Source organism: Aeromicrobium tamlense (assembly GCF_013408555.1).
Classification (GTDB): domain Bacteria; phylum Actinomycetota; class Actinomycetes; order Propionibacteriales; family Nocardioidaceae; genus Aeromicrobium; species Aeromicrobium tamlense.
Genome location: NZ_JACBZN010000001.1, coordinates 1,763,048 through 1,786,138 on the forward strand (window position 1 = coordinate 1,763,048; position 23,091 = coordinate 1,786,138).

A 23,091-nucleotide genomic window follows, 5' to 3' on the forward strand; every position below is an offset into this window, starting at 1 on the left:
CTCACACCCGCGCCCGGCGACGACCCGCACGGGCGCCCCACAGGTAGCCCGCGGCCTCCATCACGCGCATGCCGGCCATGCCGAGAGCGTGGACGGGGCGACGGGCGAGCCGGCGCCAGCTCTGGGCGTAGGCACGCAGCACGCCGGAGCCCTGGTCGGCCATCGCGCGGTCGTGACGCTCGACCAGCGCCGGGAGGCTGAGCCCGTAGTAGTAGCGCTTCTGCCAGATGTCGCGCAGGGTCAGCCGGCCCTCGTCGTGGTCGACCACGACGGGCGCGAGCTCGACGGTGCCGCCGGCATCGCGGATGCGGAAGCGCAGGTCGGCGTCCTCCGGGCCCGACATCGACTCGTGGAACCCGTCGGCGAGCATGTCGGCTCGGCGCAACAGGCGCGGGTTGTGCAGCCACGGCGCGTCGAGGTAGCACTCGCGCTCGAGCGCGCGGCACGCCGTCCAGAAGCCGTCGCCGATCGTGCGCTCGGGCAGCGCGACGCCCGTGGCGTCGGTGACGGCGGCCGTGCGCACGGCGGCGCTGACCGCGTCGGTGGGCAGGTACATGTCGCTGTCGAGCCACAGGATCCAGACGCCCTCGGCGGCGCGGATGCCGCGGTTGCGCTGGGCGCTGCGCTCGGGACCGGCCGTGATGACCACGTCGGCGATCCCCCGCGCGATGTCATCGGTCCCGTCGGAGCTGTGGTTGTCCACCACGATCAGCTCGACGTGCGGGTGGTCCTGCGCGCGCACCGACGCCAGGCAGCGCTCGATCGTGCGGGCGTTGTTCCGCGTCGGCACGATCACCGACACCAGGGGCTCAGTCATCGTCGTCCCTCCGCAGGAGCAGGATGAGGCTGCCGGCGACGGCCAGCACGAGGCCCGCGCCCGCGAGGTGGTGCGGCACCAGGCTGGCCGCGATCACGTCGGCGGACAGCTCGCCGATCCCGTCGCGCCGGGCCTGAACGACCAGCAGCGCCAGGATCGAGGCGAACACCAGTCCCGACCCGAGGTACACGAGACGGCGCGGGTCGACCGGCCGCAGCCACGTCAGCACGACGGCGACGAGCGCGCCCGCCAGGCCGCCCCAGCCCAGCAGGAGTCCGGCGCCGACGACGCCGGTCACCGCGAGCACGGGTGCCGAGGCCCACCGCGGGCGCAGGGCGGTGGGCCCGGCCGGACCGTCGGGCAGCGCGAACAGGCGGCGGCGCACGAGGGCGGCGACGATCAGCGCGAGGGCCGCGAGCAGGCCGACGCCGCTCGCGCCGAGCGCGATGTTGGCCCACGTCTGCGGGGCGTAGCGGATGTCGATCGTGGCGGCGGCACCGTCCTCGACGATCCAGCCCGTGGAGAAGCCGTCGAGCGTGACGGGGGCGCCCAGGTCCTTCCCGTCGGCGGTGGCCCGCCAGTCGGGGTTGTAGCTCTGGCCCGTGACGACGGCGTAGGGGCCGTCCGTGACCTCGACGTCGAGCGTCTGGTGGGCGTCACCGTCGCGGGTGGTCTCGGAGATGATCGGCGAGCCGAAGCGCTCGAGCGACTCCCGGGTGTCGCTCAGCTGGAGCGAGTCGAGGATGAACGCGGGGTTGGCGTCGATCGTGTGCTCGCCCGCCTCGAGGCGCGTGGTGTCGCAGCCGACCCACGGCGTGCCCTGCTGATCCTTGCGCGCCAGCAGACTGGTCTGCGGCCGCATCAGCAGGCCGGTCCCGTCGGCGAGCGCGACCGGCAGGCACTGCTGCTCGTCCTCGTCGGCCTCCGGAACCTGCAGGCCCGTGTCGATCGAGCGGAACGTGGGCGGGACGCCCGAGGGGTCGCCGGCGATGCCGTCGATCGTGACCCGGACGGCGGAGCCACGGACGGGCTCGTCGAGCTCGATCGTGGTCTCCCCCAGGCCGATCTCGGACTCGGCGACGTCGCGGCCGTCGACGCTGACCGTGACGCGGGAGGCGCGGTGGCGGGTCTGGTCGTCGAGGATCCTCGCGGGCTCCTGGTCGATGACGACGCGCTCGATCCGGCGCTCGTCGCCGCGGATCTCCCACCAGGCACCGCGGGTGTTGCCGCCGGGCACCCAGCCGGTGTCGGCGTCGCCGTCGGCGGCGCGCGAGGCGCGGTAGACGGGGTTGTCGAAGTAGAAGCCGCTCGACTCCGCCTCGACCTCCTTGCCGCGACCCTCGACGCGGTCGTACATGACCTCGACGGGGCCGTTGACGCGGACGTCCGCCTTCGTCTCGAAGGTGCGGCGGTCGGGCAGGGTGACGACGCGGTTCAGCGCACGCTCGGAGTCGTCGTTGATGGAGGGCGTGTTCTGCACACGGGTCAGCAGCACGTCGAGCGGCGTGCGCGAGAAGCGCAGGCGGTCGTCGGCGTCGAGCTCGTCGTACGTGTTCGAGAGCGTGAGCGGGGTGCGGCCGGCGACGTGCGCCAGCTGGCCCAGGCCGATCTCGGCGATGCCCACGAAGTTGAAGCCCTCACCGCGGGTGGAGTCGATGGTGAGCGTGACCTCGTCGGTCTCGACGCCGCCGAGTCGCGCGGTGGCCAGGCCGCTCTCGGGCAGGGTGATGGTGTCGCTCCGACCGCCCGCGGACACCGTGACCTCGTCGATCTGCACGTCGCCGATGGGCAGCTGCGCCACGGGGACCTCGTCGAGGGTGACGGGCTCGTCGAACGTGGCGACGAGGCGCTGACCGGCGGCCGTGCCGAAGTCGCCGAACCGCCAGCCGGTGGTGAGGTCGCCGTCGACGGCGAAGTCGCCCGTGCCGTAGGGCAGGTCGAAGAACGTGCCGCCCGAGCGCGACGTGGTGACCTCGACGACCGAGTCGACGCGCACGGTCTGGTCCTCGGGATCGGTGCCGAGCGTGCGGGTGGCGCCCGGGTCCTGGTCCTCGCGCAGCAGCGGGCCCTGGCCGACGGTGAGCCGGTTGGCGATCACGCTGCGGCGCGCGTTGGTGTCGGTCAGCACCATCCGGCCGACCGTGTCGAGGGCCGTGCTGAAGTCGTCGGTCGACAGGTCCTGGGCGTACCGGACGAGCGGCGAGTCGTCGAGCAGGCCCGCGTCGGCCATCGCCGGGAACGAGAAGCCGTCGCCCGCGACGATCACCTGTCCGTCGAGCGGCACGGCGCGCAGCGGCTCGCGTGCTCCGCCGACGTCGTAGATCTGCACGGGCGGCAGCAGGTGCTCACCGTGGAAGAAGGGGTCCTCCTCCGCGGGCGAGAGCGTGTTCTGCCCGGGCACGCCGATGTTCTCGCGGCCGAAGAGGCCAGGATCGCCGGCGACCAGCTGGTTCATCTCGGACGGGCGCGCGCCGCCGGTGTTCTCCCACACCACGTCGTTGCGCAGCAGCACCTGCCCGGCGCCGAGGTAGCGCGCCATCGTGGAGACGACGGCGCCCGTGGACGTGCCGGACTGCAGCGAGCCGTCGAGCGCGGCGAGGAAGTTCACGCCGGGCGGCGAGGCGTTCGGCGTGGTCTCGGGCAGGACCGCGCGCCGGTCGATGAGCGCGTTGACGATGTCGTCGGGACGCTCCTCGGTCCATCGGTAGAACGGCCGGACCTGTCCGGGCAGCACGAGGACCGAGCCGGGACGGGTGCTCTCGTCCACCGAGGCCGCGGCCTCGTGCCAGTAGTCGGGGACGTCGATCGGCGAGATGTAGAGGCGGCCCGACAGCGCCGGCAGGCACCAGGCGGCGAACACGCTGGCGGTGACGACCACGACCACGGTGCGCGCGGGGTGGAAGCGCCAGACGCGCGGCGCGAGGTGCACGACCGCCACGACCAGGCCGATCGTCATCGCGACGACGAGCACCGCGCCGATCTTGTTGGTCGTGCGGAACGCGGAGAGCGCCGGGATCTCGAGCAGCTGGGCCAGGAGGAGGCCGAAGGGAGACGCCGGGCCGTCCTCGGTGGGGAACACGCCGACCATGACGACCGCGGCGCCGAACACGGCCACGGTGACGAGCACCCGGGCGCGGGTCCGTGCCCAGGCCAGCGCCGTGAGGCCGAGCGCCGGCCACAGCGCGGTCAGCACCATGATGAGCGGACTGACGACGTAGACCGCGTGCTCGGGCACCCAGGGCCCGGTCGAGCTGGAGCCGTACAGCGGCCACAGGCCGAGCCCGCGCAGCACCTCGGTGAGCGACGAGACCTTCGCGATGCCCGTGAGCGACTCGGAGCCCTCGACGATCTGGGCACCCGTGGTGAGCGCGGCGAACGCCGGCACGAGCCAGTAGAGCGACAGCACGACGACGAAGAGCGCGGACTTCGCGAGCACCAGCAGCGCGTCGACCCAGCGCAGTCCCTCGCTGGCGCGGATCGCCAGGACGACCGGGATCACGGCGAGCAGCTGCAGCAGCGGCACGACGGCGACGTTCATGCCGCTCATCGCGAAGAAGGTGAGGCCGAACAGCGCCGGCCAGGCCCAGCTGGCCGGGCGGCGCAGGCCGTGGATGAGGCACAGCAGCTGCCACGGCAGCAGCGCCATCGGCAGCGCGATGGCCAGTGTGGCACCGGCGCTGATCGTGTAGGGGTTCGCGAGGAACAGCACGGCCGCCAGCAGCCCGCCCCAGCGCCCGACGCGCGGCGCGACGACCCGCGTCAGGCGGGCCGCGCCCCACGCGGCCACGAGCCAGAGCACGAAGTGGAAGACCTTGAACGCCATCTCGGGCGACAGCCCGATCCCCCGCAGCGCGGACAGCACGAGCAGCACCGGCGCGAGGCCCACGTTGAAGTTCGGCGAGCCCAGGTACGGCGAGGCGGTCCACGACGACATGTACTGGCCGAGCATCGCCCACGGGCGGATGTAGATCTCGGGCTTGATGTCGGTGTAGAAGGTGCCCCAGCCGTTGAGACCGATGACCAGCGCCAGAGCGACGATCGCCGAGCCCACCACGAAGCGGTAGTGGGTGAACAGGCGCACAGAGAACTCCCTCGAGGTCCGGCCGGTCGGCCGCGGGCACAGCGTCGTCCAATATAGCCCGCGTCACACATCTGTTACCGGCGAGTCACGAAGCCCGGTAGCCTGAGGTCGCCATGCCCCGTCCGTCCCCCTCGTCACGCACGCGTCCGGGCGCCGGGGCGGCACTCGGCGTCACGATGGCCGTCGCCAATCTCCTGAGCTACGTCTTCGTCCTCGTCCTGTCGCGCGCGCTCGGTCCTTCGGACTTCGGCGGCTTCTCCGCGCTCTCCGCCTACGGCATCGTGCTGGCGGTGCCCGCCGGCGCGCTGCAGGTCATCGTGGCCCGTCACGTGGCCGGCGCGTCGTCGGACTCGCGCGGCCTGCGCACCGCCCTCATGGTGGGCACGGCCCTCGCCGGTGCGACGATCCTCGCCGCTCCCCTGCTGGCCGACGCGTTCCGGCTCGACACCGCGTGGTCGGCCATCTGGCTGGGCCTGACGCTGGTCCCGATGACCCTCACCGGCGCGTTCCAGGGCATCCTGCTCGGGCGCGACCGGCTGGCGGCCCTCTCGGCGATCTACGTCGCCACCGCCGGAGGGCGGCTCGCCGCCGGAGCCGGCGGCGCGGCGCTCGGCCTCTCGGTCGCCCAGGTCTTCGCCCTCCTGCTGCTCGTCGCGGCCGCCGTGGCGGTGCTCGGCGCGTGGCTGTGCCGCGAGGACCTCACGCTCGCCGAGGACCAGAGCCTGGGCACGGAGCTCATCCGCGCCACGATGTCGCTCGGCGCGTTCATCGCGCTGACGAACGTCGACGTCACGCTGGCGCGCGCCTACCTCGACGATCACGAGTCCGGCGGCTACGCCCTCGCAGCCACCTTCGGCCGCGCGATGGGCTGGGGCACCCAGTTCGTGGCGCTGCTGCTGGTCCCCCGGATGCAAGGTCCCGGAGCGGCCCGCTCGTTCCGCCGGTCGCTGCTGCTGATCCTGGCGCTCGGCCTGGCCGGGGTCGCCGTGATCGCGGTCGCCCCCTCGTTCTGGGTCGAGCTCGCCGGCGGCGCCGAGTACGCCGAGTTCGGCGGACTCGCGGTGGCGTGCGTCGGCCTCGGCGTGCTGTGGGCGCTCGTGCAGGTGTCGCTGTTCGCCGAGATGGGCCTCGACAGCCCCTGGCTCGGCCGGTTCACGTGGCTCGTCCTCGGCGTGCAGTGCGTGCTGGTGGTGCTGTGGTTCCACGACACCCCGTACGAGCTGGTCGGGGTGTGCGCGGCCGGTGCCGCGGCCATCGTGGCCGCGGCGCTGGTCCGATCGCGCCGCCTCGGAACGCGCTGACGGGACGACGGAGCGTCGGTCGTCAGTCCTGCTTCTGCTCGATCGCGCGCGACCGGCCCATGACGATGCGGGCGCCCAGCTTCATGACGCCGGGGAACTTCGTCGCGGCCTTCCACGCGAGCCGGTTGAGCCGGTTCTGCACGTGCACCTGGTAGCGGCGCAGCCACTCGTCGCGGCCCTTCAGCACCGACGGCGTGGTGCGACGGAACGTCAGCGCGTGCAGGCCGTTGGCCCAGCGCGGGTCGTCGTCGGACTTCGCGTCCCACGTGGCGTCGATCGTCCAGCCCGGGTGGCGGTCGAGGAAGAGGCGGTGGGCGCGCTGCACGACCGGCCACGTGGCGTCGTCGATCAGCACGAGCGCCTCGTCGGCCAGCAGCGGCTCGACGACGGCCAGCGCGAGGTAGTGCGCCAGCAGCGTGTGCTCGCCGTCGTAGAAATAGACGCCGACCGGTCGGTCGAGGATGTTCGGGACGGCCATCAGCTTGAAGCAGTCGCCCTCGAGAAGGCGGACGTCGGCGCCCTCGCCGTACGTCGCGAGGTTGGCCATCAGCTCCTCGCGGGCCTCCTGGCCGGCCATGCCGAACTCCAGGAAGTTCTCCATGGCGTAGAAGACCTTGTCGGCGTTGTCGCGGACCGTGCCGCACATCGACCGGCCCTTGAAGGTGCCGACCTCGAGGTAGGCCTCGTCGGCGGGCATCAGGGACGCCGCCAGGTTGAGCATCGCGAGCTCGTTGGAGGACGTGAAGCCCGTGACGTCGGCCTTGACCTGGTCCCAGTACGGATCGATCGGATCGGTGTCCTGCGGATCGCCGGGGAAGAGCGTCGGGGCGCGGTCGAAGAATGCGGAGGTGTCCATGAATGCCTTTCGTGCGGCGACCAGCCTACCTGCTGGTAACCGGATTCTGGGGTGAACCGAGCGGGTTCACGCGCGGGTCTGCCAGCGCTCCCGGATCGAGGGCGCGAGCCACGTCCAGACCATCGGCGTGGCCTCCTCGGAGAAGTGCAGCTGGTCGCGGAAGACCTCGATCCCGTGGCGCTCCTTGGCGAAGCCGCGCTGGCACTCGAGGGCGTCGTAGAGGTCGAGCACGGGCACCCCGTTCGCCTCCGCCCACGCGGTGAGCCAGCCGTTGATCCGGCGCGGATCGACCACCGTCTCGGCGATCTCGGGACGCTCGTCGAACCAGTCCTCGTCCTCCGCGTCGATCTGGTAGTCGCCGATCGAGTCGGCGCGGCACGGCAGCGTGGCCAGCTGCACCTGCTGGACGTCGGCGGCCCGGGCGTCGGCGAGCAGCCCGTCGAGCTGCTCCTCCACGGCCGCGCGGTAGGCGGGATCGTCGACCTCGAGCAGGCTGCCGTCCTCGCGCTCGTGCGGCACGCCCAGCACCGAGCCCACCATGAGCACCAGGACCTCGGCGTCGGCGTCGCGCAGGTTCTCGGTCAGGTTCTCGCGGCCCTCGCGGCACGCGTCCGAGACCTCCTCCTGATTGCGCGGCGTCCAGTGGATCGTGAGCGGCAGCAGGCTGCAGCCCTCGGTGGCCAGGTCGGTGACCTGCAGGTCGGAGAAGGTGCGGTCGGGGAAGCCCTGCGCGAGGTAGTGGGCGACGGAGTCGCCGTAGAGCGCGGTGCGCACGGTCTCGTCCTGGGGCGCGTAGGTCGGGGTGCCGTCGACGAGCGCCGGCACCCGGCCCGCCTCGAGGTCCTCCTCGACGGTGGGCACGTCGCCCACCCGGACCGCAGCGAGGACGACCGCCGCGGTGGCGCCGACCGCCAGCACGCGGCCGCGATCGATCCCGCCGGTGAGCCGCGCGAGTCCGCCGAGCATGACCGGTACCTCGACGAGGTGGAAGCTCAGCGCCGCCAGCGCCAGCGTGACGAGCGAGCCCAGGATGAGGGTGCCCTCGACGGGCAGCGCCGGCGCGTAGCGGTCGAGCCACAGCTTCACGGGCCAGTGCCACAGGTACAGCCCGTACGTGAGGATGCCGAGGTAGACCAGCGGCGCCACCGTGAAGACGCGGCGGAACAGACCCGGCCCGACCTGGACGGCGCCCGCCAGCCCGACGGCCGTGAGCGCCGCCAGCATGAGCATGCCGCCGGACTCGAACATGAACGGCGACAGCGGCGGCACGACGAAGAAGCAGGCGATCGACGTGAGCGTGGCCGCCCAGGCCCAGAAGGCCGCGACCCGCGGGCGCATGTCGGCGGGCCGGTGGCCGTCGCGGTCAGGCCCGACGGCGAAGGCGACCGCCATGCCGGCGAGCAGCGCCTGCACGCGGGTGTCGGTGCCGTAGTAGGCGTGGGCCTGCGCCTCGGTGGAGCCGACGCCCACCATGGCCGTCCAGACGGCCGAGGCGGTGGCGAGCGACGCGACGACGGCCACGCGCGCCCAGCGTCGGTGGACGAGGCGGATCAGCGCCATCACCAGGAACGGCGCGACGAGGTAGAACTGCTCCTCCACCGCGAGGGTCCACACGTGGCGCAGGAAGGAGGGGTTGGCCCACTCGACGAAGTACTGGTCGGCCTGCTGGACCAGGCGCCAGTTCATGACGAAGCCCATCGTGGCGAGGATGTCGCCGCGCATCGAGCGACGCGTGGCGTGATCCGCCGCGAGCACCCCCCACGTGGCGATCGCCAGCAGCATGATCGTCAGGGCCGGCAGCAGGCGCCGCGCGCGACGCCGGAAGAAGTCGACCACGTCGATCCGGCCCCGGCGCGCGTGCTCCTTGAGCATGATCATGACGATCACGTAGCCCGAGAAGACGAAGAACAGGCTGATGCCGACCCACGCGCCCTGCAGGGCCGAGACGCCGAAGTGGTAGAGCAGCAGGACGACGACGGCCAGGCCGCGCACGCCGTCGAGGGTCGCGCTGCGCGAGCCCTGGCTGTTCCTCAGGGAGAAGACCGAGCTCATCGCGTGACCTCCCGCGCCCGGTCGCGCACCGTCGGCGCCAGCCAGGTCCACACCATCGCCGCGGCCTCGTCGTCGAAGTGCAGGCCGTCGCTGAAGAGGGTCACGTCGTTGATCTCCTGCACGGGCCCGTCACCGCAGCCCAGCACGTCGTAGAGGTCCACCAGCGGCACGGAGCGCGCACGCGCCCACGCCCGCACCCAGTCGTTGACGACGGAGGGCTCGGCGGTGGCGTCGATGACCTCGGGATGGTCGGCGACGTACGTGGAGATGCCCGGGATCGTCGCCATCTGGCGCGGGTCGCGGCACGGCAAGGTGGCCACCTGCATCGTGGTGCCGGACTCGGCGGCGCCCTCCCGGAGGCGGTCGAGGGCGTCGAGCACCTCACGCCGGAATTGCGGCGACTCGAGCCAGATCGGCTCGCCGGCGGGGTCCTCGTGCGGGATCGCCGCGAACGTCGGCAGCATCACGAGCACGGTGTCCACGTCGGCGTCGCGCACGTTCGCGGCGAAGTCGCGCTTCGCGGCCCGGCACTCGTCGTCCTGCTGGAGCTCGCGGTAGGCGATGCGCGACTCGAGCAGGTCACACCCCGGCACGGCGAGCGAGGTCACCGAGAGGTCCTCGTACTGCTCCGCGGGGAAGACCTCGGCCAACCGGTCGGGCAGGGAGTCTCCGAACACGGCGATGCGGGTGGGCTCCTCCCCCGCCTCGTAGGCGGGCTGGCCGGCGCGCAGGGGCGGCACGTCGCGCGCCGCGACGGCCTGTCCGGTGGCGGGGACCTGCCCGACGAGCACCGCCATCACGACGACCGACGCGGGACCGACGACCGCCAGCCAGCCCGGCCGGCGCAGCCGCGGCACGAGGCCGCGCAGGCCGTGGTCGAGCACGGGCCGCTCGAGGTAGCGATAGCTGAGCGACGCCAGCAGGGTCGTGACGAGACAGCCGACCACGATCTCGGCAGCGGTGCCGATCTGGGGCACGCCGCGCTCGATCCAGAGCTTGACGGGCCAGTGGTAGAGGTACAGCCCGTAGCTGCGCTCCCCGAGCCACGCCAGCGGCCGCCAGCCGAGGACGTGGTGCACCGAGAGGTCGGGCCGGGCGACGCATGCCCACACGAGCACCGCCACGATCGCCGACTGCACGAGGATGCCGCCCCGCTCGAAGAACAGCGACGACATCGGGTCGACCAGGACGAGCGCGGTCAGCAGACCGAGGAGCGACGCCCAGGCAACCGGCTCGAGCACTCCCCGCGACGGGACGCGGCGGGTCACCGCTCCGGTCCCCGCCACGAGGTGCGCGAGGAGGACGCCCACGAGGAGGGACTGCACGCGGGTGTCCGTCCCGTAGTAGGCGTGCGCCTGCGCGGTGGCGTCGCCGACGCCGACCTGTGCGGTCCACCACGCCGAGGCGAGGGCCAGCAGCACCAGGACGACGGCTGCGATCCGGCGCGATCCCAGCCACGCCAGCACGGCGAGCAGCAGCGGGACGACCACGTAGAACTGCTCCTCGACCGACAGGGTCCAGGCGTGGCGCAGCATCGAGGCCGAGCCGAACTCGGCGAAGTACTGGTCGGCCTGCGCGATGAGCCGCCAGTTCATGACGAAGCCGAGGGTGGCCACGAGGTCGCCGCGCAGCTGGCGGCGCGCGGCGTCGTCGGCGAACGCCAGTCCCCACACCGCGAGGACGAGCAGCAGGGCGATGAGCGCCGGCAGCAGTCGGCGGGCGCGGCGTCGGTAGAAGCCCAGCAGGTCGACCCGCCCGAAGCGCTCACGCTCGACCAGGAGCAGCCGGGCGATGAGGAATCCGGAGAGGACGAAGAACACGTTGATGCCGGTCCAGGCACCGCCCAGGACAGTCAGGCCGAAGTGGTAGGCCATGAAGAGGAGCATGAAGCCGCCACGGATGCCGTCGAGCGAGGCGACCCGGGCGCGTGCCGGAGCCGCCGTCACGCCCACGCCCGCCGTGCCTGCTCGAGGGCCTCGGGCGTCCCCACGTCGAGGAACTCCGCGTCGTCGCGGTGCGCGCGGACGTCGGCACTCGTGACCAGGCGCGGGAACACGTCGACCTCGACGGACAGCGGGACGGTGTCCGGCAGGCCGAGCAGGACCTCGCCGCGCATCACGTAGGTGCCGGCGTTCACGAGACCCGGTGCGGCCTCGGCGGGCTTCTCGTGGAACCCGGTGACGCGGTCGCCGTCGACCGACACCACGCCGTAGGCCCGGGCGTCGGACACCTCGCGCACGTGCAGGAGGACGGCGGCACCGGACTCCTCGAACACGCGCACCTGGGCGGCGAGGTCGTGCCGCGAGAGCAGGTCGCCGTTCACCACCACCACGGTGTCCCCGGGCGCGACGGTGCCGCGCGCGGCGAGCGCGAGCGCGCCCCCGGTGCCGAGCGGCTCGTCCTCGCGGCTGTACGACAGGCGCGCGCCCCACGCCTCGCCGGTGCCCAGCTGCTGCACGACCCGGTCGGCGCCGTACCCGACGGCGACGGTCACGTCCGGGACGCCGGCGGCGACGAGGCGACGGATCTGGTGGGCGACGAGAGGCTCTCCGCCCACCTCGACGAGAGGCTTGGGCAGGTCGCCGCTCGCGGCTCGCAGGCGGGTCCCGAGACCTCCGGCGAGAACGATCCCACGGCGCACAGACACAGCCCTAACTCTTGGTTACCCGCGCGTACGCACGGCGTTCGCCATAGTAGTATGCGTCACATGCTCGACGACTCCGATGTGCGTTCTCGCCCCGTCCCCAACCTCGGGACGAAGGTGGCGATCCTCGCGGCGATCCCGTTCCTGGCGTACGGGATCTACCTGCTGCTGACGCCCATCACCGAGATCCAGACCAGCTCGGGCGCGATCTTCGAGTGCGGCTCCGCGCTGCAGCCGCCCGCGGACAAGTTCCAGGCCGGCGTGTGCGGTCCGATCAACACGCAGTACCTCTACGGTGCGCTCGCCTCCATCGTCGCCGCAGTGGGCATCGCCGGAGTCGGCGCGATGCTCTTCGGCTTCACGCACCAGGTCGAGCGCGCCCGCGGCGACCGGCACGGCTACGCGGACGACTACGAGTACTCCGACCGCGACCGCGACCGCGACCGCGACGAGCGTGGCTCGGTGCGCGGCACCGACCGTGACGACCACTCCGACGGCGGCGCGCGGCGCCGACTCCTCGACGACGGACGCTGAGACCCGCGGGCCCCGCCCGCCGCCTCGAACCTCATGTCGGCTCCCACTCCTGCGCTGCGTGCGCGACTGCCCTACCGTCCCGCTCTCGACGGCCTGCGCGCGGTCGCGATCATCGGCGTCCTCGTCTTCCACCTCGACGAGCGATTCCTCCAGGGCGGCTGGCTGGGCGTCGACCTGTTCTTCGTCCTGTCGGGCTTCCTGATCACGAACCTCCTCGTCGCCGAGCAGGACCGCTGGGGCCGCATCAGCGTCGTCCGCTTCTGGGGCGCGCGCATGCGGCGACTGCTGCCGTCGCTCATCACGGTGCTGCTGGCCGTCTCGGTCGCCGCGTGGATCTGGACCCTCCCCGGCCGCCGCACCGCGGTCGCCTGGGACATCGTCTCCTCGCTGTTCTACGTCTCGAACTGGCGCTTCATGCTCGGCGACGAGCAGTACTTCGACCAGCTCTCGCTCCCCTCGCCGGTCCGCCACACGTGGTCGCTGTCGATCGAGGAGCAGTTCTACCTCGTCTTCCCGCTACTGCTGCTGCTCGTCAGCGCCGTGGTCCGGGCCCGGCGCCGGCAGTCGATCGTCTTCGCGGCGCTCGCTGCCGCCTCGGCCCTCGCGATGGCCAACGGGTACGCGAACGGCACCGAGATCACCTCGCTCTACTACAGCACCGTCACGCGGGCGTTCGAGCTGCTGATCGGCGTCTGCGCCGCCCTGGTGCTGGGTCGGACCGCCTTCCGCGAGCGCCGCTCCTCGGTGCTGACCGATGTCACGGCCTGGGGCGCCCTGGCGCTCATCGTGGCGGCCATGGTGGTCACCGACTCGTCGGCCGCGGCCGTCTACCGCGGTGGTCTCGTGCTGGTCTGCCTGGCCGCGCTCGTCGCGATCCTTGCGGCCGCCAGCGGCACCGCAGGCACCTTCAACCGCGCGCTCGGCAGCCCGGTCCCCCGCTGGATCGGCCTCATCAGCTATCCCCTCTACCTGTGGCACTGGCCGGTCATCGTCTACCTCAACTCGGGCACCACCGGACTCGACGGGCTCGCCCTCGACGTGGTCCGGGTGGGCGTGTCGGTGGTACTGGCGTGGCTCACCTACCGCTTCATCGAGGCGCCGATCCGGGGACGGCGACCCTTCTTCGCCTCCGCCCGGCGCGTCTCGCGAGCGATCACGATCATGGCCGCGCCCCTCGTGCTGACGAGCGCCTTCGTCGTCGCGCACTCCCAGCCGCCGCAGTCCGAGCTGGCCGGCTACGGTCCCCACTCCGACCTGCCTCCGCTCGAGCTGACCCCGGAGCCGTACACCGCCGAGGCGCGCCGCTCGACGATGCTGCTGGGCAACTCGATCCCGTTCAGCATCTACAAGAACGTCGCCACCCACGAGTTCCGCCAGCTCTCGATGAGTCAGACCACGCACCTGGGCTGCGACCCCTTCACCCTGCAGAAGGTCGTGGACGGCGAGGCCAACGAGCCCACCCGCAGCTGCCTGGACTGGCGCAAGGAGTGGCCCGCCCTGGTCGAGGCCGAGAAGCCCGACGTCCTGCTGTTCTTCGTCCCGCAGACGTTCGTGTCCGACCTCGTCCACGACGACGAGGTCGCGACGTTCGGCACGCCCCAGCACGACGAGCTGATCCGCACCGCCCTCGACGAGGTGAACCGCAAGGCCGACGGCGCCGGCACGCTCGCGCTGTCGACGCTGGCCTGCCACGACATCCCGGCCTTCGACAAGACCGAGATGCAGCAGCTCAACGACATCGAGCGCGTCGAGCGGGTCAACTCCGTGGTCACCTCGTGGGCCAGCGAGAACCAGGTGCCCGTCGTCGACTCGTTCGCCGCGTTCTGCTCCGAGGGGTACAACCCCGTGCTGGGCGGCGATCCGCTGTACGAGGACGGCCTGCACTTCACCGTGAAGTCCGCACCGCTGGTGTGGGCGTGGATGATGCCCCAGGTGCTGCGCTTCGCCGACGAGGCCCGGGGAGCGAGCTCGTGAGCCGGGCAGCACGCGCCACCTTCTCGAGCGGCACGATCGTCGCCGTCGCGATGATGGTGATGAACGTGGCGACGTACGGCTTCAACCTCGTCGCCGCACGGCTGCTCGTTCCTGCGGAGTTCGGCGCCCTCACCGCGCTGCTGAGCCTCATCCTCATCGCGAACGTCGTGGCGCTCGCCCTCCAGGCCTCGATCGCGCGCCGGATCTCGGTCCACCCCGACCACACGGTCCAGATCGTCCACACCGCCTCGCGGGTGGCGCTCGCCGTCTCGCTCGCGGTCGGCCTCGCCGTCGCGCTGTCGAGCCCAGTGCTGACGCCGGCCTTCTCCTTCGACTCGGTGCTCGCCGTGGTGTGGTGCGGGGCGATGCTCGTGCCGCTGACCCTCGCGGGCGCCCAGCTGGGCGTCGCGCAGGGCACCGGACGGTGGGGCAAGCTGGCCGCGCTCTACGTCGGCAACGGCTTCGGTCGGCTCTTCGGCGGCGTCGCCGGACTGCTCATCGAGCCCTCCGCCACCAGCGCGATGATGGGCCTGGCGATCGGCGCCTGGCTGCCCGTGGTCCTGGGGGCCGGGCTGCTCCGGGCCACCGGCACGGGCGACGTGCACAGCCGGCGTCCGCTCGTCTTCGAGACCGTCGCCTCGGCCGCCACCCTGCTGGCGTACTTCGCCTTCAGCAACGTCGACGCGCTCATCGCACGCGGCGGCTTCGAGGCCCACGACAGCGGCCTCTACGCGTCAGGGCTCATCCTCACCAAGTCCACGCTGTTCCTGCCGCAGTTCGTCAGCGTCGTGTTCTTCCCGAGCATGGCCCGCGACACCTCCCACCGCACGCGCCTGCGCGCCGCCGGGCTGGTCGGCGTGCTGGGCCTCGCCGTCGTGGCGGGCAGCGCCCTGCTGCCGCAGCTCGCGCTGATCCTGGTCGGCGGCGACCAGTACCGCGAGGTCGCGGACGACCTGTGGCTGTTCGCGCTCTCGGGCACGTTCCTGGCCGTGGTCTACCTGCTGGTGTTCGACGCGCTCGCGCGCCGCTCCACCGGCGTCGCCGTCCTGCTGTGGGCGGCGTCGGCCACGGTGTTCGCCGTGGCGTGGTTCTGGCGGATCGACATCGTCGGCCTCGTGGTCACGATGGCGAGCGTGGCCGCCGTGGTGGCCGGCCTGCTGCTGGTGTGGCCGCTGCTGCGGCCCACTCCCCCGCGGGACGGCTCAGTGACCGGCCTCGTGCCAGGAGCGACCGACGCCGACGGACACGTCGAGCGGCACTGACAGGTCGGCCGCGGCCGCCATCTCGCGACGCACCAGATCGGTGAGCTGGTCGAGCTCGCCGGCCGTGGTCTCGAGCACGAGCTCGTCGTGCACCTGCAGCAGCATCCGCGACTGGAGGCCCGCCTCGTCGATGGCGCGCTCGACGTTCAGCATCGCCACCTTGATGATGTCGGCGGCCGAGCCCTGGATCGGCGCGTTGAGCGCCATCCGCTCGGCCATCTCGCGACGCTGACGATTGTCGCTCTGCAGGTCGGGCAGGTAGCGGCGCCGCCCCATGATCGTCTCGGTGAAGCCGGTCTGGCGAGCCTCGTCGACCAGCCCGCGCAGGTAGTCGCGCACGCCGCCGAACCGCTGGAAGTAGTCGTCCATGAGGCCCTGCGCCTCGCCCGTGGAGATCGACAGCTGCTGGCTCAGGCCGTAGGCCGACAGGCCGTACGCGAGCCCGTAGTTCATCGCCTTGATCCGGGCACGCAGCTCGGTGCCGATGTCGTCGGGCTCGCGCTCGAAGACCTTCGCGGCCATCACCGTGTGGAAGTCCTCGCCCGAGTTGAACGCCTCGATCAGGTCGGCGTCCTCGGACAGGTCGGCCATGATCCGCATCTCGATCTGGCTGTAGTCGGCGGTGAGCAGGGTCTCGTACCCCTCGCCGACGACGAACGCCTCGCGGATGCGGCGGCCCGACGCGGTGCGGATCGGGATGTTCTGCAGGTTCGGGTCGTTCGAGCTGAGCCGTCCGGTGGCCGCGATCGTCTGCGCATAGGTGGTGTGGATGCGCCCGTCGTCGGAGATCGATCGACGCAGCGTCTCGACGGTCTGGCGCAGCTTGGTGACGTCGCGGTGCGCGAGCAGGTGCTCGAGGAACGGGTGGCCCGTCTTGGCGTAGAGCTGCTGGAGCGAGTCGGCGTCGGTCGTGTAGCCGGTCTTGGTGCGCTTGGTCTTGGGCATGCCCAGGTCCTCGAACAGGACCACCTGCAGCTGCTTGGGCGAGCCGAGGTTGATCTCCTTGCCGCCGATCGCCTCGTAGGCGCCGTTCGCGGCCTCCTGCGCGCGGGCGGCGAACTCGGACTCGAGGGTGAGCAGCGCGTCGTCGTCGACGGCGATGCCCGCCTGCTCCATCCGCGCCAGCGTGGAGACCAGCGGCAGCTCGACCTCGGCCAGCAGGCGCGTGCCGCCGGACTGCTCGACCTCGGTGGCCAGCGCGGCCGCGAGATCGAGGGCGGCCCGCGCCCGCAGCATCGCGACCTCGGCGTCGTCGTCGGTGTCGAGCGAGAGCTGGCCGGTGTCGGCGGTGTCGTCGCGCAGCTCGCGCTTGAGGTAGCGCACGGAGAGGTCGGCCAGGTCGTAGGAGCGCTGGTCGGGGCGCACCAGGTACGCCGAGACGGCGGTGTCGGCGCGCAGTCCGCGCAGGGTCCAGCCGCGGTCGGCGAGCGCGAGGATCGGGCCCTTCGCGTCGTGCAGGACCTTGCCGCGGCCGGCATCGCCGAGCCAGGCGGCCAGGGCGGCGTCGTCCGCGGGCGTGAGCTGCTCGACGTCGATCCAGGCGGCCTCGTCCTCGGCGGCGATGGCCAGCGCGATGACGTCGCCCGAGCCGCGGCCCCACGAGCCCTGGACGTGCAGGCCCACGTCGCCGCCGGCGTGCTGGTCGAGCCACGCCGCGACCTCGCCGGGCGCGAGAGCGCGACCCTCGAGGTCGAAGCCGGCCTCGGGCTGCACCTCCTCGGTGACGCCGGGGAACGTGGTGAACAGACGCTCGCGCAGGGCGGTGAACTCGAGGGAGTCGAAGACGGTGTGGACCTTCTCGCGGTCGAACGCCGTGTCGATCGTGAGGTCGGCCGGGCCGAGCGGCAGGTCGAGGTCGCGCACCAGCGCGTTGAGGCGGCGGTTGCGGATCACCGAGTCGAGGTGCTCGCGCAGGGACTGCCCCGCCTTGCCCGGCACCTCGTCGACGCGCCCGATGAGCGCCTCGAGGGTGCCGTAGCCGTTGATCCACTTCGCCGCGGTCTTGGGACCGACGCCGGGGACGCCGGGCAGGTTGTCGCTGGTCTCGCCGACGAGCGCGGCGATGTCGGGGTAGAACTCGGGCAGCACGCCGTACTTCTCCTGCACGGCCTCGGGCGTCATCCGCGCGAGGTCGGAGACGCCCTTGCGCGGGTACAGCACCGTGGTCTGCTCGGTGACCAGCTGGAGGGCGTCGCGGTCGCCGGAGCACACCAGCACCTCCATGCCCGCGGCCTCCGCACGCGTGGCGAGGGTGGCGATGATGTCGTCGGCCTCGTAGCCCGCCTTGTCGACGTGGCGGATGTCGAGCGCGTCGAGCACCTCCTTGACCAGGGCGACCTGCCCGGAGAACTCCTCGGGCGACTTCGACCGGTTGGCCTTGTACTCGGCGTACTCCTCGGTGCGGAACGACTGCCGCGACAGGTCGAACGCGACGCACACGTGCGTGGGCTGCTCGTCGCGCAGCACGTTGATCAGCATCGAGGTGAAGCCGAACACCGCATTGGTGCTCTGGCCGGTCGAGGTCGCGAAGTTCTCGACGGGCAGGGCGAAGAAGGCGCGGTACGCCACCGAATGTCCGTCGATCAGCAGGAGTCGGTCCACGGGACGACCCTAGTCGCCCGCGCCGACAGGTCAGCCGCGGACGGCCGCGCGGCGGCGCAGCGAGCGGCGGACGGCCAGCAGGCGGCCCGTCTCGCGGGAGCCGGCGGCCTTCGCGGCCAGCCGGGCGTTGAGCTTGCCGACCGGGATCGCGCGCAGCACGGCGATCTGGTTGAAGCCCAGCTTCGTGAGGTAGCGGTTGGGCTCGCGCGCGTGGGCGGCGGACGAGGCGAGCACGAGCTCGCAGTCCTGCTCCTCGGCGTGCGCGGCCACGACGGCCAGCAGGCCCGACGCGATCGACCGGCGGCGGTGGCTGGGACGCACCTGCAGGTCGGACACGATCATGACCTTCGACATCGTGATGGGGTTCAAGGTGGCGAGGTCGGCGGTCGCCGCGGCGACGATCTCGCCGCCCACGAGCGCCACGAAGAAGCGGCGTCGGTGCTCACGGGCGTTGAACTCGATCGCCTCGCGGGCCTCGGCCTCGGTCGGGCAGCGCCACAGCGCCTGCTGGGTGTACGCCTCGGACCCCTCGTCCGTCACGGCGTCCGCACACGCGGCCCACAGCGCGATCAGGGCGGCGGCGTCGTCGACCTCGACATCGCGAATCTCGACGGGCTGGCGCAATGCCATCGACGTGGCACCTCCGGGCGGGGGACGGACGGGGACGGGCGACAGCCTACGCCTCCGCGTCGGCTCGTGTGAATGGCTGTCCGGCCTCCGCAATCGAAACCGAACTGTTACCAAAGCGACCCGCGAGAGACCGGCGGGGAAACGCCGGGATCGCTATGCTCTTCGGGATCGACTCTGGCGTACCTGACCCCGGTGCGCAGACAGCGACAGGAGAATGCGTGCGACTGCGAACAGCGGCGCTGCTCTCGGTGATCGTTGCCGGACTCGTGCTTCTCGCGAATCCGGCAATGGCTGAGACCACGTCCCCCACACCCGGACCCAGTGCCTCGGCGCCGGCCTCCGATGCCCCCGTCACGGGTCCTGCGATCCGCGTACGGCTGCTCGACCAGCAAGGCGGCAAGGCGGCCAACGATCCGCCGCCCGTCCCTGGCGTCACCGTGAGCGTCGCGGACGACTCGGGCTCCGAGCTCGGCTCGGCCGTCACCAACGACCAGGGCGTGGCCGCGGTCGCGATCCCCGGCAAGGGAACGTACGAGGTCTCCATCGACGAGTCCACGCTCCCCTCGGGCGTGAAGCTGACGGGCAAGAAGACCCTGACGGTGAAGGTCAACCTGGCGTCCGGCCAGAACGTGGCCTTCCCGCTGAACGGCAAGGTCGTCGAGGCCACCCCGTTCGCCGAGCGTCTCGTCGACAGCATCGTCTCGGGCGTCAAGTACGGCCTCATCATCGCGCTCGCCGCGATGGGCCTGTCGCTGATCTTCGGCACCACGGGCCTGACGAACTTCTCGCACGGCGAGCTCATCACCTTCGGCGCCATCTCGGCCTACGTCCTCAACGTCACCTTCGGGCTGCCACTCATCCTGGCCGGACTGCTGACGATCGGCATCGGCGGCCTGTTCGGCTGGGGCCAGGACCGCGTGCTCTGGAGACCCTTGAGGTCCCGCGGCACGGGCATCATCGCGATGATGATCGTCTCGATCGGTCTGGGCCTGCTGCTGCGCAACCTGTTCCAGTTCTTCTTCGGCGCCGGCACCCGCTCCTACAACGAGTACACCTCGCAGCGAGCGCGTGACTTCGGCCTGTTCGACCTGTCGGACAAGGAGATCGCGATCATGGGCATCGCGATCGTCGCCATCGTCGTCACGACGACGATCATGTCCCGCACCCGCCTGGGCAAGGCGATGCGCGCCGTCTCGGACAACCCGGCCCTGTCGGCCTCGTCCGGCATGCGCGTCGACGGCGTCATCTCCTCGGTCTGGACGATGGGCGCGGCCCTCTCGGCCCTGGCCGGCGTCCTGCTCGGCGTCAACAGCCAGGTCAACTTCATGATGGGCTACCAGCTGCTGCTCATGGTGTTCGCCGCGACCGTGCTCGGTGGCCTGGGCACCGTCTGGGGCGCCGTGATCGGCTCCCTCGTGATCGGTGTCATCACCGAGGTCGGCCCCCTGCTGGGCGTGCCCAGCTCCATCAAGGAGGTGGGCGCGCTGATCGTGCTCATCCTCATCCTGCTCATCAGGCCGCAGGGCATCCTGGGCCGCGCGGAGAGGATCGGCTGACCCATGGACATCGGCAACATCATCGACGCGGCGTTCTCCAACGCCTTCGGCCCCCAGGCGATCGTCTTCGCGCTCGCCGCCATCGGCCTGAACGTCCACTTCGGCTACACGGGCCTGCTGAACTTCGGCCAGGCCGGCTTCATGGCGGTGGGCGCCTACGGCCTCGCCGTCACCATGGTCCGCCTGGACCTGCCCCTGCTGGTCGGCGTCGCCGCCGGCCTGTTCGCCTCGCTGCTGCTCGCGCTCGTCCTGGGTGTCCCCACCCTGAGACTGAGGGCCGACTACCTGGCGATCGTCACGATCGCCGCAGCCGAGATCCTGCGCCTGGTGTTCGGCGCCGTCGAGACCAAGAAGGTCTTCGGCGGCTCCAACGGCCTCAACGGCTTCACCGACACGTGGAACGACCTCAACCCGTACACGGGCGGCATCGACATCGGCATCGCCTCCTGGGGTCGGAACGACCTCTGGGCCATGACCGTCGGCTGGATCGCGGTGGCGCTGTGCTGCCTGCTGATCTGGGCGCTCATGCGCAGCCCCTGGGGCCGCGTCCTGCGCTCGATCCGCGAGGACGAGGACGCCGTCCGCTCGCTGGGCAAGAACGTGTTCCTGTACAAGATGCAGGCGCTGATGCTCGGCGGCATGATCGGCGGCCTCGGCGGCATCTTCTACGCGCTGAAGCAGGCGTCGGTCGTGCCGTCGGACTACAGCACCAACCTGACGTTCTTCGCCTACACGGCGCTGCTGATCGGTGGCGCGGCCCGCGTGCTGGGCCCCGTCGTCGGCTCCATGATCTTCTGGTTCCTCATCAGTGGCCTCGGCGAGTTCTTCAGCCAGGCCACCTCCGGCGTCGACCCGCTGATCCCGGCCTCGATCATGACTGACACGCAGGCCAGCCTCATCCGCTTTATTCTCATGGGCCTCGGCCTCATGCTGCTGATGATCTACCGACCCCAGGGGATCTTCGGCGACCGAAGGGAGATCGCGATCGATGCCCGTTGACATCACCAGCGCCCGCGAGGCGCTCGCCGCCCTGCCGAACGATCCGGGCGTCAGGAAGCCCGACCCGATCGTCGTCGGCGACGACATCACCCGCACGTTCGGCGGCCTCAAGGCCGTCGACGTGGAGCACATCGAGATCCAGCGCGGCGTCATCACCGCCCTGATCGGGCCGAACGGCGCGGGCAAGACCACGCTGTTCAACCTGCTCACCGGCTTCGACGTCCCCGACACCGGCTCGTGGTCCTTCGAGGACAACTCGCTGGCCAAGGTGCCCGCCTACAAGGTGGCGCGCCTGGGCATGGTGCGCACGTTCCAGCTGACCAAGGTGCTCTCGAAGCTCACGGTCATCGAGAACATGCGTCTCGGTGCCACCGGCCAGCGCGGTGAGAAGTTCTTCCCCGCGATCGTCAAGGCGCTGTGGGGCGGCCAGGAGGACGAGATCACCGCTCGTGCCGACGAGCTGCTCACCCGGTTCAAGCTCGACGCCAAGCGCGAGGACTTCGCCGGCTCGCTCTCGGGCGGCCAGCGCAAGCTCCTCGAGATGGCGCGCGCGCTGATGGTCGACCCCGACCTGATCATGCTCGACGAGCCGATGGCCGGCGTGAACCCCGCGCTCAAGCAGTCCCTGCTCGGGCACGTGAAGTCGCTGCGCGACGAGGGCCGCACGGTCCTGTTCGTCGAGCACGACATGGACATGGTCCGTGACATCTCGGACTGGGTCATCGTCATGGCCCAGGGCCAGATCGTCGCCGAGGGCACGCCCGATGCCGTGATGGCCGACCAGCGCGTCATCGACGCCTACCTGGGCGCCCACCACGACACCGACCTGAGCGAGCTCAACGAGGACGAGCTGGCCGAGCAGGTCGAGGCCGAGATCGATGCGGAGGAGAGCCAGTGAGCGACGCCATCCCCACTCCCCAGACCCCCGAGTCGGAGCGTCGGAAGCACGCCGAGGGCGCCGACGGCGCCGTCGTCCGCGCCGACAACCTGATCGCGGGCTACCTGCCGGGCGTGAACATCCTCAACGGTGCCGACCTGTACTGCCAGCCCGGCGAGCTGGTCGGCATCATCGGCCCGAACGGCGCGGGCAAGTCCACGCTGCTCAAGGCGCTGTTCGGCCTGGTGAAGATCCACTCCGGCACGGTGACGCTGAAGGGTGAGGAGATCACCAACAAGCGCGCCGACGTGCTGGTCAGCCAGGGCATCGGCTTCGTCCCCCAGACGAACAACGTGTTCCCGAGCCTGACGATCGAGGAGAACCTCGAGATGGGCTGCTACCAGGACCCGTCGAAGTTCAAGGACCGGTTCGCCTTCGTGACCGACCTGTTCCCGACGCTGGGCCAGCGCGCGAAGCAGCGCGCCGGCTCGCTGTCGGGCGGCGAGCGCCAGATGGTGGCCATGGGCCGCGCCCTCATGATGGACCCGTCCGTGCTGCTGCTCGACGAGCCGTCCGCCGGCCTGTCCCCCGTCATGCAGGACGAGGTCTTCGTCCAGACGCGCAAGATCAACCAGGCGGGCGTCTCGATCATCATGGTCGAGCAGAACGCCCGTCGCTGCCTGCAGATCTGCGACCGCGGCTACGTGCTCGACCAGGGCACCACGGCCTACAGCGGCACCGGTCGCGAGCTGTCCAACGATCCCAAGGTCATCGAGCTGTACCTGGGCACGCTGGGCAAGCAGGCCGGCTGACCCAGCACCACCGCGAACGCCCCGCCTCCTTCGGGAGGCGGGGCGTTCGTCGTGTGAGGACTCGCCGGGGCGGTGAGCTGTCAACCCTTCCGCCC

General features: G+C 71.4%; 16 protein-coding genes. 8 read left to right on the plus strand and 8 right to left on the minus strand.

Annotated elements, in window-relative coordinates:
* Nucleotide 1: 1 nt before the first annotated feature.
* Nucleotides 2-817, minus strand: coding sequence for a glycosyltransferase family 2 protein (locus tag BJ975_RS08735; RefSeq protein WP_179424963.1), 816 nt, complete (start codon nt 815-817; stop codon nt 2-4).
* The gene (locus BJ975_RS08740; RefSeq protein WP_179424964.1) at nt 810-4,898 is read right to left on the minus strand and encodes an alpha-(1->3)-arabinofuranosyltransferase domain-containing protein; all 4,089 of its coding nucleotides are present in this window, start codon (nt 4,896-4,898) and stop codon (nt 810-812) included. The genes BJ975_RS08735 and BJ975_RS08740 overlap by 8 nt, the downstream gene beginning before the upstream one ends.
* A gap of 113 nt (nt 4,899-5,011) precedes the next feature.
* Between BJ975_RS08740 and BJ975_RS08745 the strand changes: the two genes are divergently transcribed.
* Complete coding sequence (locus BJ975_RS08745; protein ID WP_179424966.1) at nt 5,012-6,199, plus strand: lipopolysaccharide biosynthesis protein; 1,188 nt, start codon at nt 5,012-5,014, stop codon at nt 6,197-6,199.
* Between the two features lie 22 nt (nt 6,200-6,221).
* Here BJ975_RS08745 and BJ975_RS08750 read toward each other — a convergent pair whose 3' ends face one another.
* The 4 genes from BJ975_RS08750 to BJ975_RS08765 form a co-directional block, all read right to left on the minus strand.
* Nucleotides 6,222-7,055, minus strand: a complete 834-nt coding sequence (locus BJ975_RS08750) for a class I SAM-dependent methyltransferase (protein WP_179424968.1) — start codon at nt 7,053-7,055, stop codon at nt 6,222-6,224.
* A 66-nt stretch (nt 7,056-7,121) separates the two neighbouring features.
* On the minus strand, nt 7,122-9,107 hold the full coding sequence (locus tag BJ975_RS08755; protein WP_179424970.1) for an acyltransferase family protein: 1,986 nt from the start codon (nt 9,105-9,107) through the stop codon (nt 7,122-7,124).
* Complete coding sequence (locus BJ975_RS17110) at nt 9,104-11,059, minus strand: acyltransferase family protein (protein WP_179424972.1); 1,956 nt, start codon at nt 11,057-11,059, stop codon at nt 9,104-9,106. The genes BJ975_RS08755 and BJ975_RS17110 overlap by 4 nt, the downstream gene beginning before the upstream one ends.
* Nucleotides 11,050-11,754 (minus strand): nucleotidyltransferase family protein, encoded by a 705-nt coding sequence (locus BJ975_RS08765; protein ID WP_179424974.1) that lies wholly within the window; start codon nt 11,752-11,754, stop codon nt 11,050-11,052. Before BJ975_RS08765 ends, BJ975_RS17110 begins: the two co-directional genes overlap by 10 nt.
* 60 nt (nt 11,755-11,814) lie before the next feature.
* Between BJ975_RS08765 and BJ975_RS08770 the strand changes: the two genes are divergently transcribed.
* From BJ975_RS08770 to BJ975_RS08780, 3 genes are read left to right on the plus strand one after another with little or no spacing between them, the layout of a single operon-like run.
* Nucleotides 11,815-12,285 carry a hypothetical protein gene (locus BJ975_RS08770; RefSeq protein ID WP_179424976.1) on the plus strand — a complete coding sequence of 157 codons (471 nt, stop codon included), beginning with the start codon at nt 11,815-11,817 and terminating at the stop codon, nt 12,283-12,285.
* Nucleotides 12,286-12,318: 33 nt separating this feature from the next.
* Nucleotides 12,319-14,259 carry an acyltransferase family protein gene (locus BJ975_RS08775; protein WP_179424978.1) on the plus strand — a complete coding sequence of 647 codons (1,941 nt, stop codon included), beginning with the start codon at nt 12,319-12,321 and terminating at the stop codon, nt 14,257-14,259.
* Entirely contained in the window at nt 14,256-15,521 is a 1,266-nt protein-coding gene (locus BJ975_RS08780) for a lipopolysaccharide biosynthesis protein (RefSeq protein WP_179424980.1), read from the plus strand. The genes BJ975_RS08775 and BJ975_RS08780 overlap by 4 nt, the downstream gene beginning before the upstream one ends.
* Here BJ975_RS08780 and polA read toward each other — a convergent pair.
* Complete coding sequence (gene polA, locus BJ975_RS08785; protein ID WP_179424982.1) at nt 15,462-18,122, minus strand: DNA polymerase I; 2,661 nt, start codon at nt 18,120-18,122, stop codon at nt 15,462-15,464. The genes BJ975_RS08780 and polA overlap by 60 nt on opposite strands.
* A gap of 30 nt (nt 18,123-18,152) precedes the next feature.
* Nucleotides 18,153-18,752 (minus strand): GNAT family N-acetyltransferase, encoded by a 600-nt coding sequence (locus BJ975_RS08790; protein WP_179424984.1) that lies wholly within the window; start codon nt 18,750-18,752, stop codon nt 18,153-18,155.
* Nucleotides 18,753-19,039: 287 nt separating this feature from the next.
* Between BJ975_RS08790 and BJ975_RS08795 the strand changes: the two genes are divergently transcribed.
* Genes BJ975_RS08795 through BJ975_RS08810 form a run of 4 tightly spaced genes read left to right on the plus strand, consistent with a single transcriptional unit; the run spans nt 19,040 to nt 22,996 of the window.
* A complete protein-coding gene (locus BJ975_RS08795) occupies nt 19,040-20,308 on the plus strand; it encodes a branched-chain amino acid ABC transporter permease (RefSeq protein WP_179424986.1) in 1,269 nt (422 codons plus the stop codon).
* A 3-nt stretch (nt 20,309-20,311) separates the two neighbouring features.
* Nucleotides 20,312-21,307 (plus strand): branched-chain amino acid ABC transporter permease, encoded by a 996-nt coding sequence (locus BJ975_RS08800; protein WP_179424988.1) that lies wholly within the window; start codon nt 20,312-20,314, stop codon nt 21,305-21,307.
* Nucleotides 21,297-22,205: an ABC transporter ATP-binding protein gene (locus BJ975_RS08805; RefSeq protein ID WP_179424990.1), complete on the plus strand. Its 909-nt coding sequence runs from the start codon at nt 21,297-21,299 to the stop codon at nt 22,203-22,205. Before BJ975_RS08800 ends, BJ975_RS08805 begins: the two co-directional genes overlap by 11 nt.
* Entirely contained in the window at nt 22,202-22,996 is a 795-nt protein-coding gene (locus BJ975_RS08810; protein WP_317628309.1) for an ABC transporter ATP-binding protein, read from the plus strand. Before BJ975_RS08805 ends, BJ975_RS08810 begins: the two co-directional genes overlap by 4 nt.
* Nucleotides 22,997-23,091 lie beyond the last annotated feature (95 nt).

Coding starts and splice junctions, on each gene's coding strand:
- BJ975_RS08735 (WP_179424963.1), bottom strand. CDS start 817: ATGACTGAGCCCCTGGTGTCGGTGATCGTGCCGACGCGGAACAACGCC.
- BJ975_RS08745 (WP_179424966.1), top strand. CDS start 5,012: ATGCCCCGTCCGTCCCCCTCGTCACGCACGCGTCCGGGCGCCGGGGCG.
- BJ975_RS08750 (WP_179424968.1), bottom strand. CDS start 7,055: ATGGACACCTCCGCATTCTTCGACCGCGCCCCGACGCTCTTCCCCGGC.
- BJ975_RS08755 (WP_179424970.1), bottom strand. CDS start 9,107: ATGAGCTCGGTCTTCTCCCTGAGGAACAGCCAGGGCTCGCGCAGCGCG.
- BJ975_RS08770 (WP_179424976.1), top strand. CDS start 11,815: ATGCTCGACGACTCCGATGTGCGTTCTCGCCCCGTCCCCAACCTCGGG.
- BJ975_RS08775 (WP_179424978.1), top strand. CDS start 12,319: ATGTCGGCTCCCACTCCTGCGCTGCGTGCGCGACTGCCCTACCGTCCC.
- BJ975_RS08790 (WP_179424984.1), bottom strand. CDS start 18,752: ATGGCATTGCGCCAGCCCGTCGAGATTCGCGATGTCGAGGTCGACGAC.
- BJ975_RS08795 (WP_179424986.1), top strand. CDS start 19,040: ATGGCTGAGACCACGTCCCCCACACCCGGACCCAGTGCCTCGGCGCCG.
- BJ975_RS08800 (WP_179424988.1), top strand. CDS start 20,312: ATGGACATCGGCAACATCATCGACGCGGCGTTCTCCAACGCCTTCGGC.
- BJ975_RS08805 (WP_179424990.1), top strand. CDS start 21,297: ATGCCCGTTGACATCACCAGCGCCCGCGAGGCGCTCGCCGCCCTGCCG.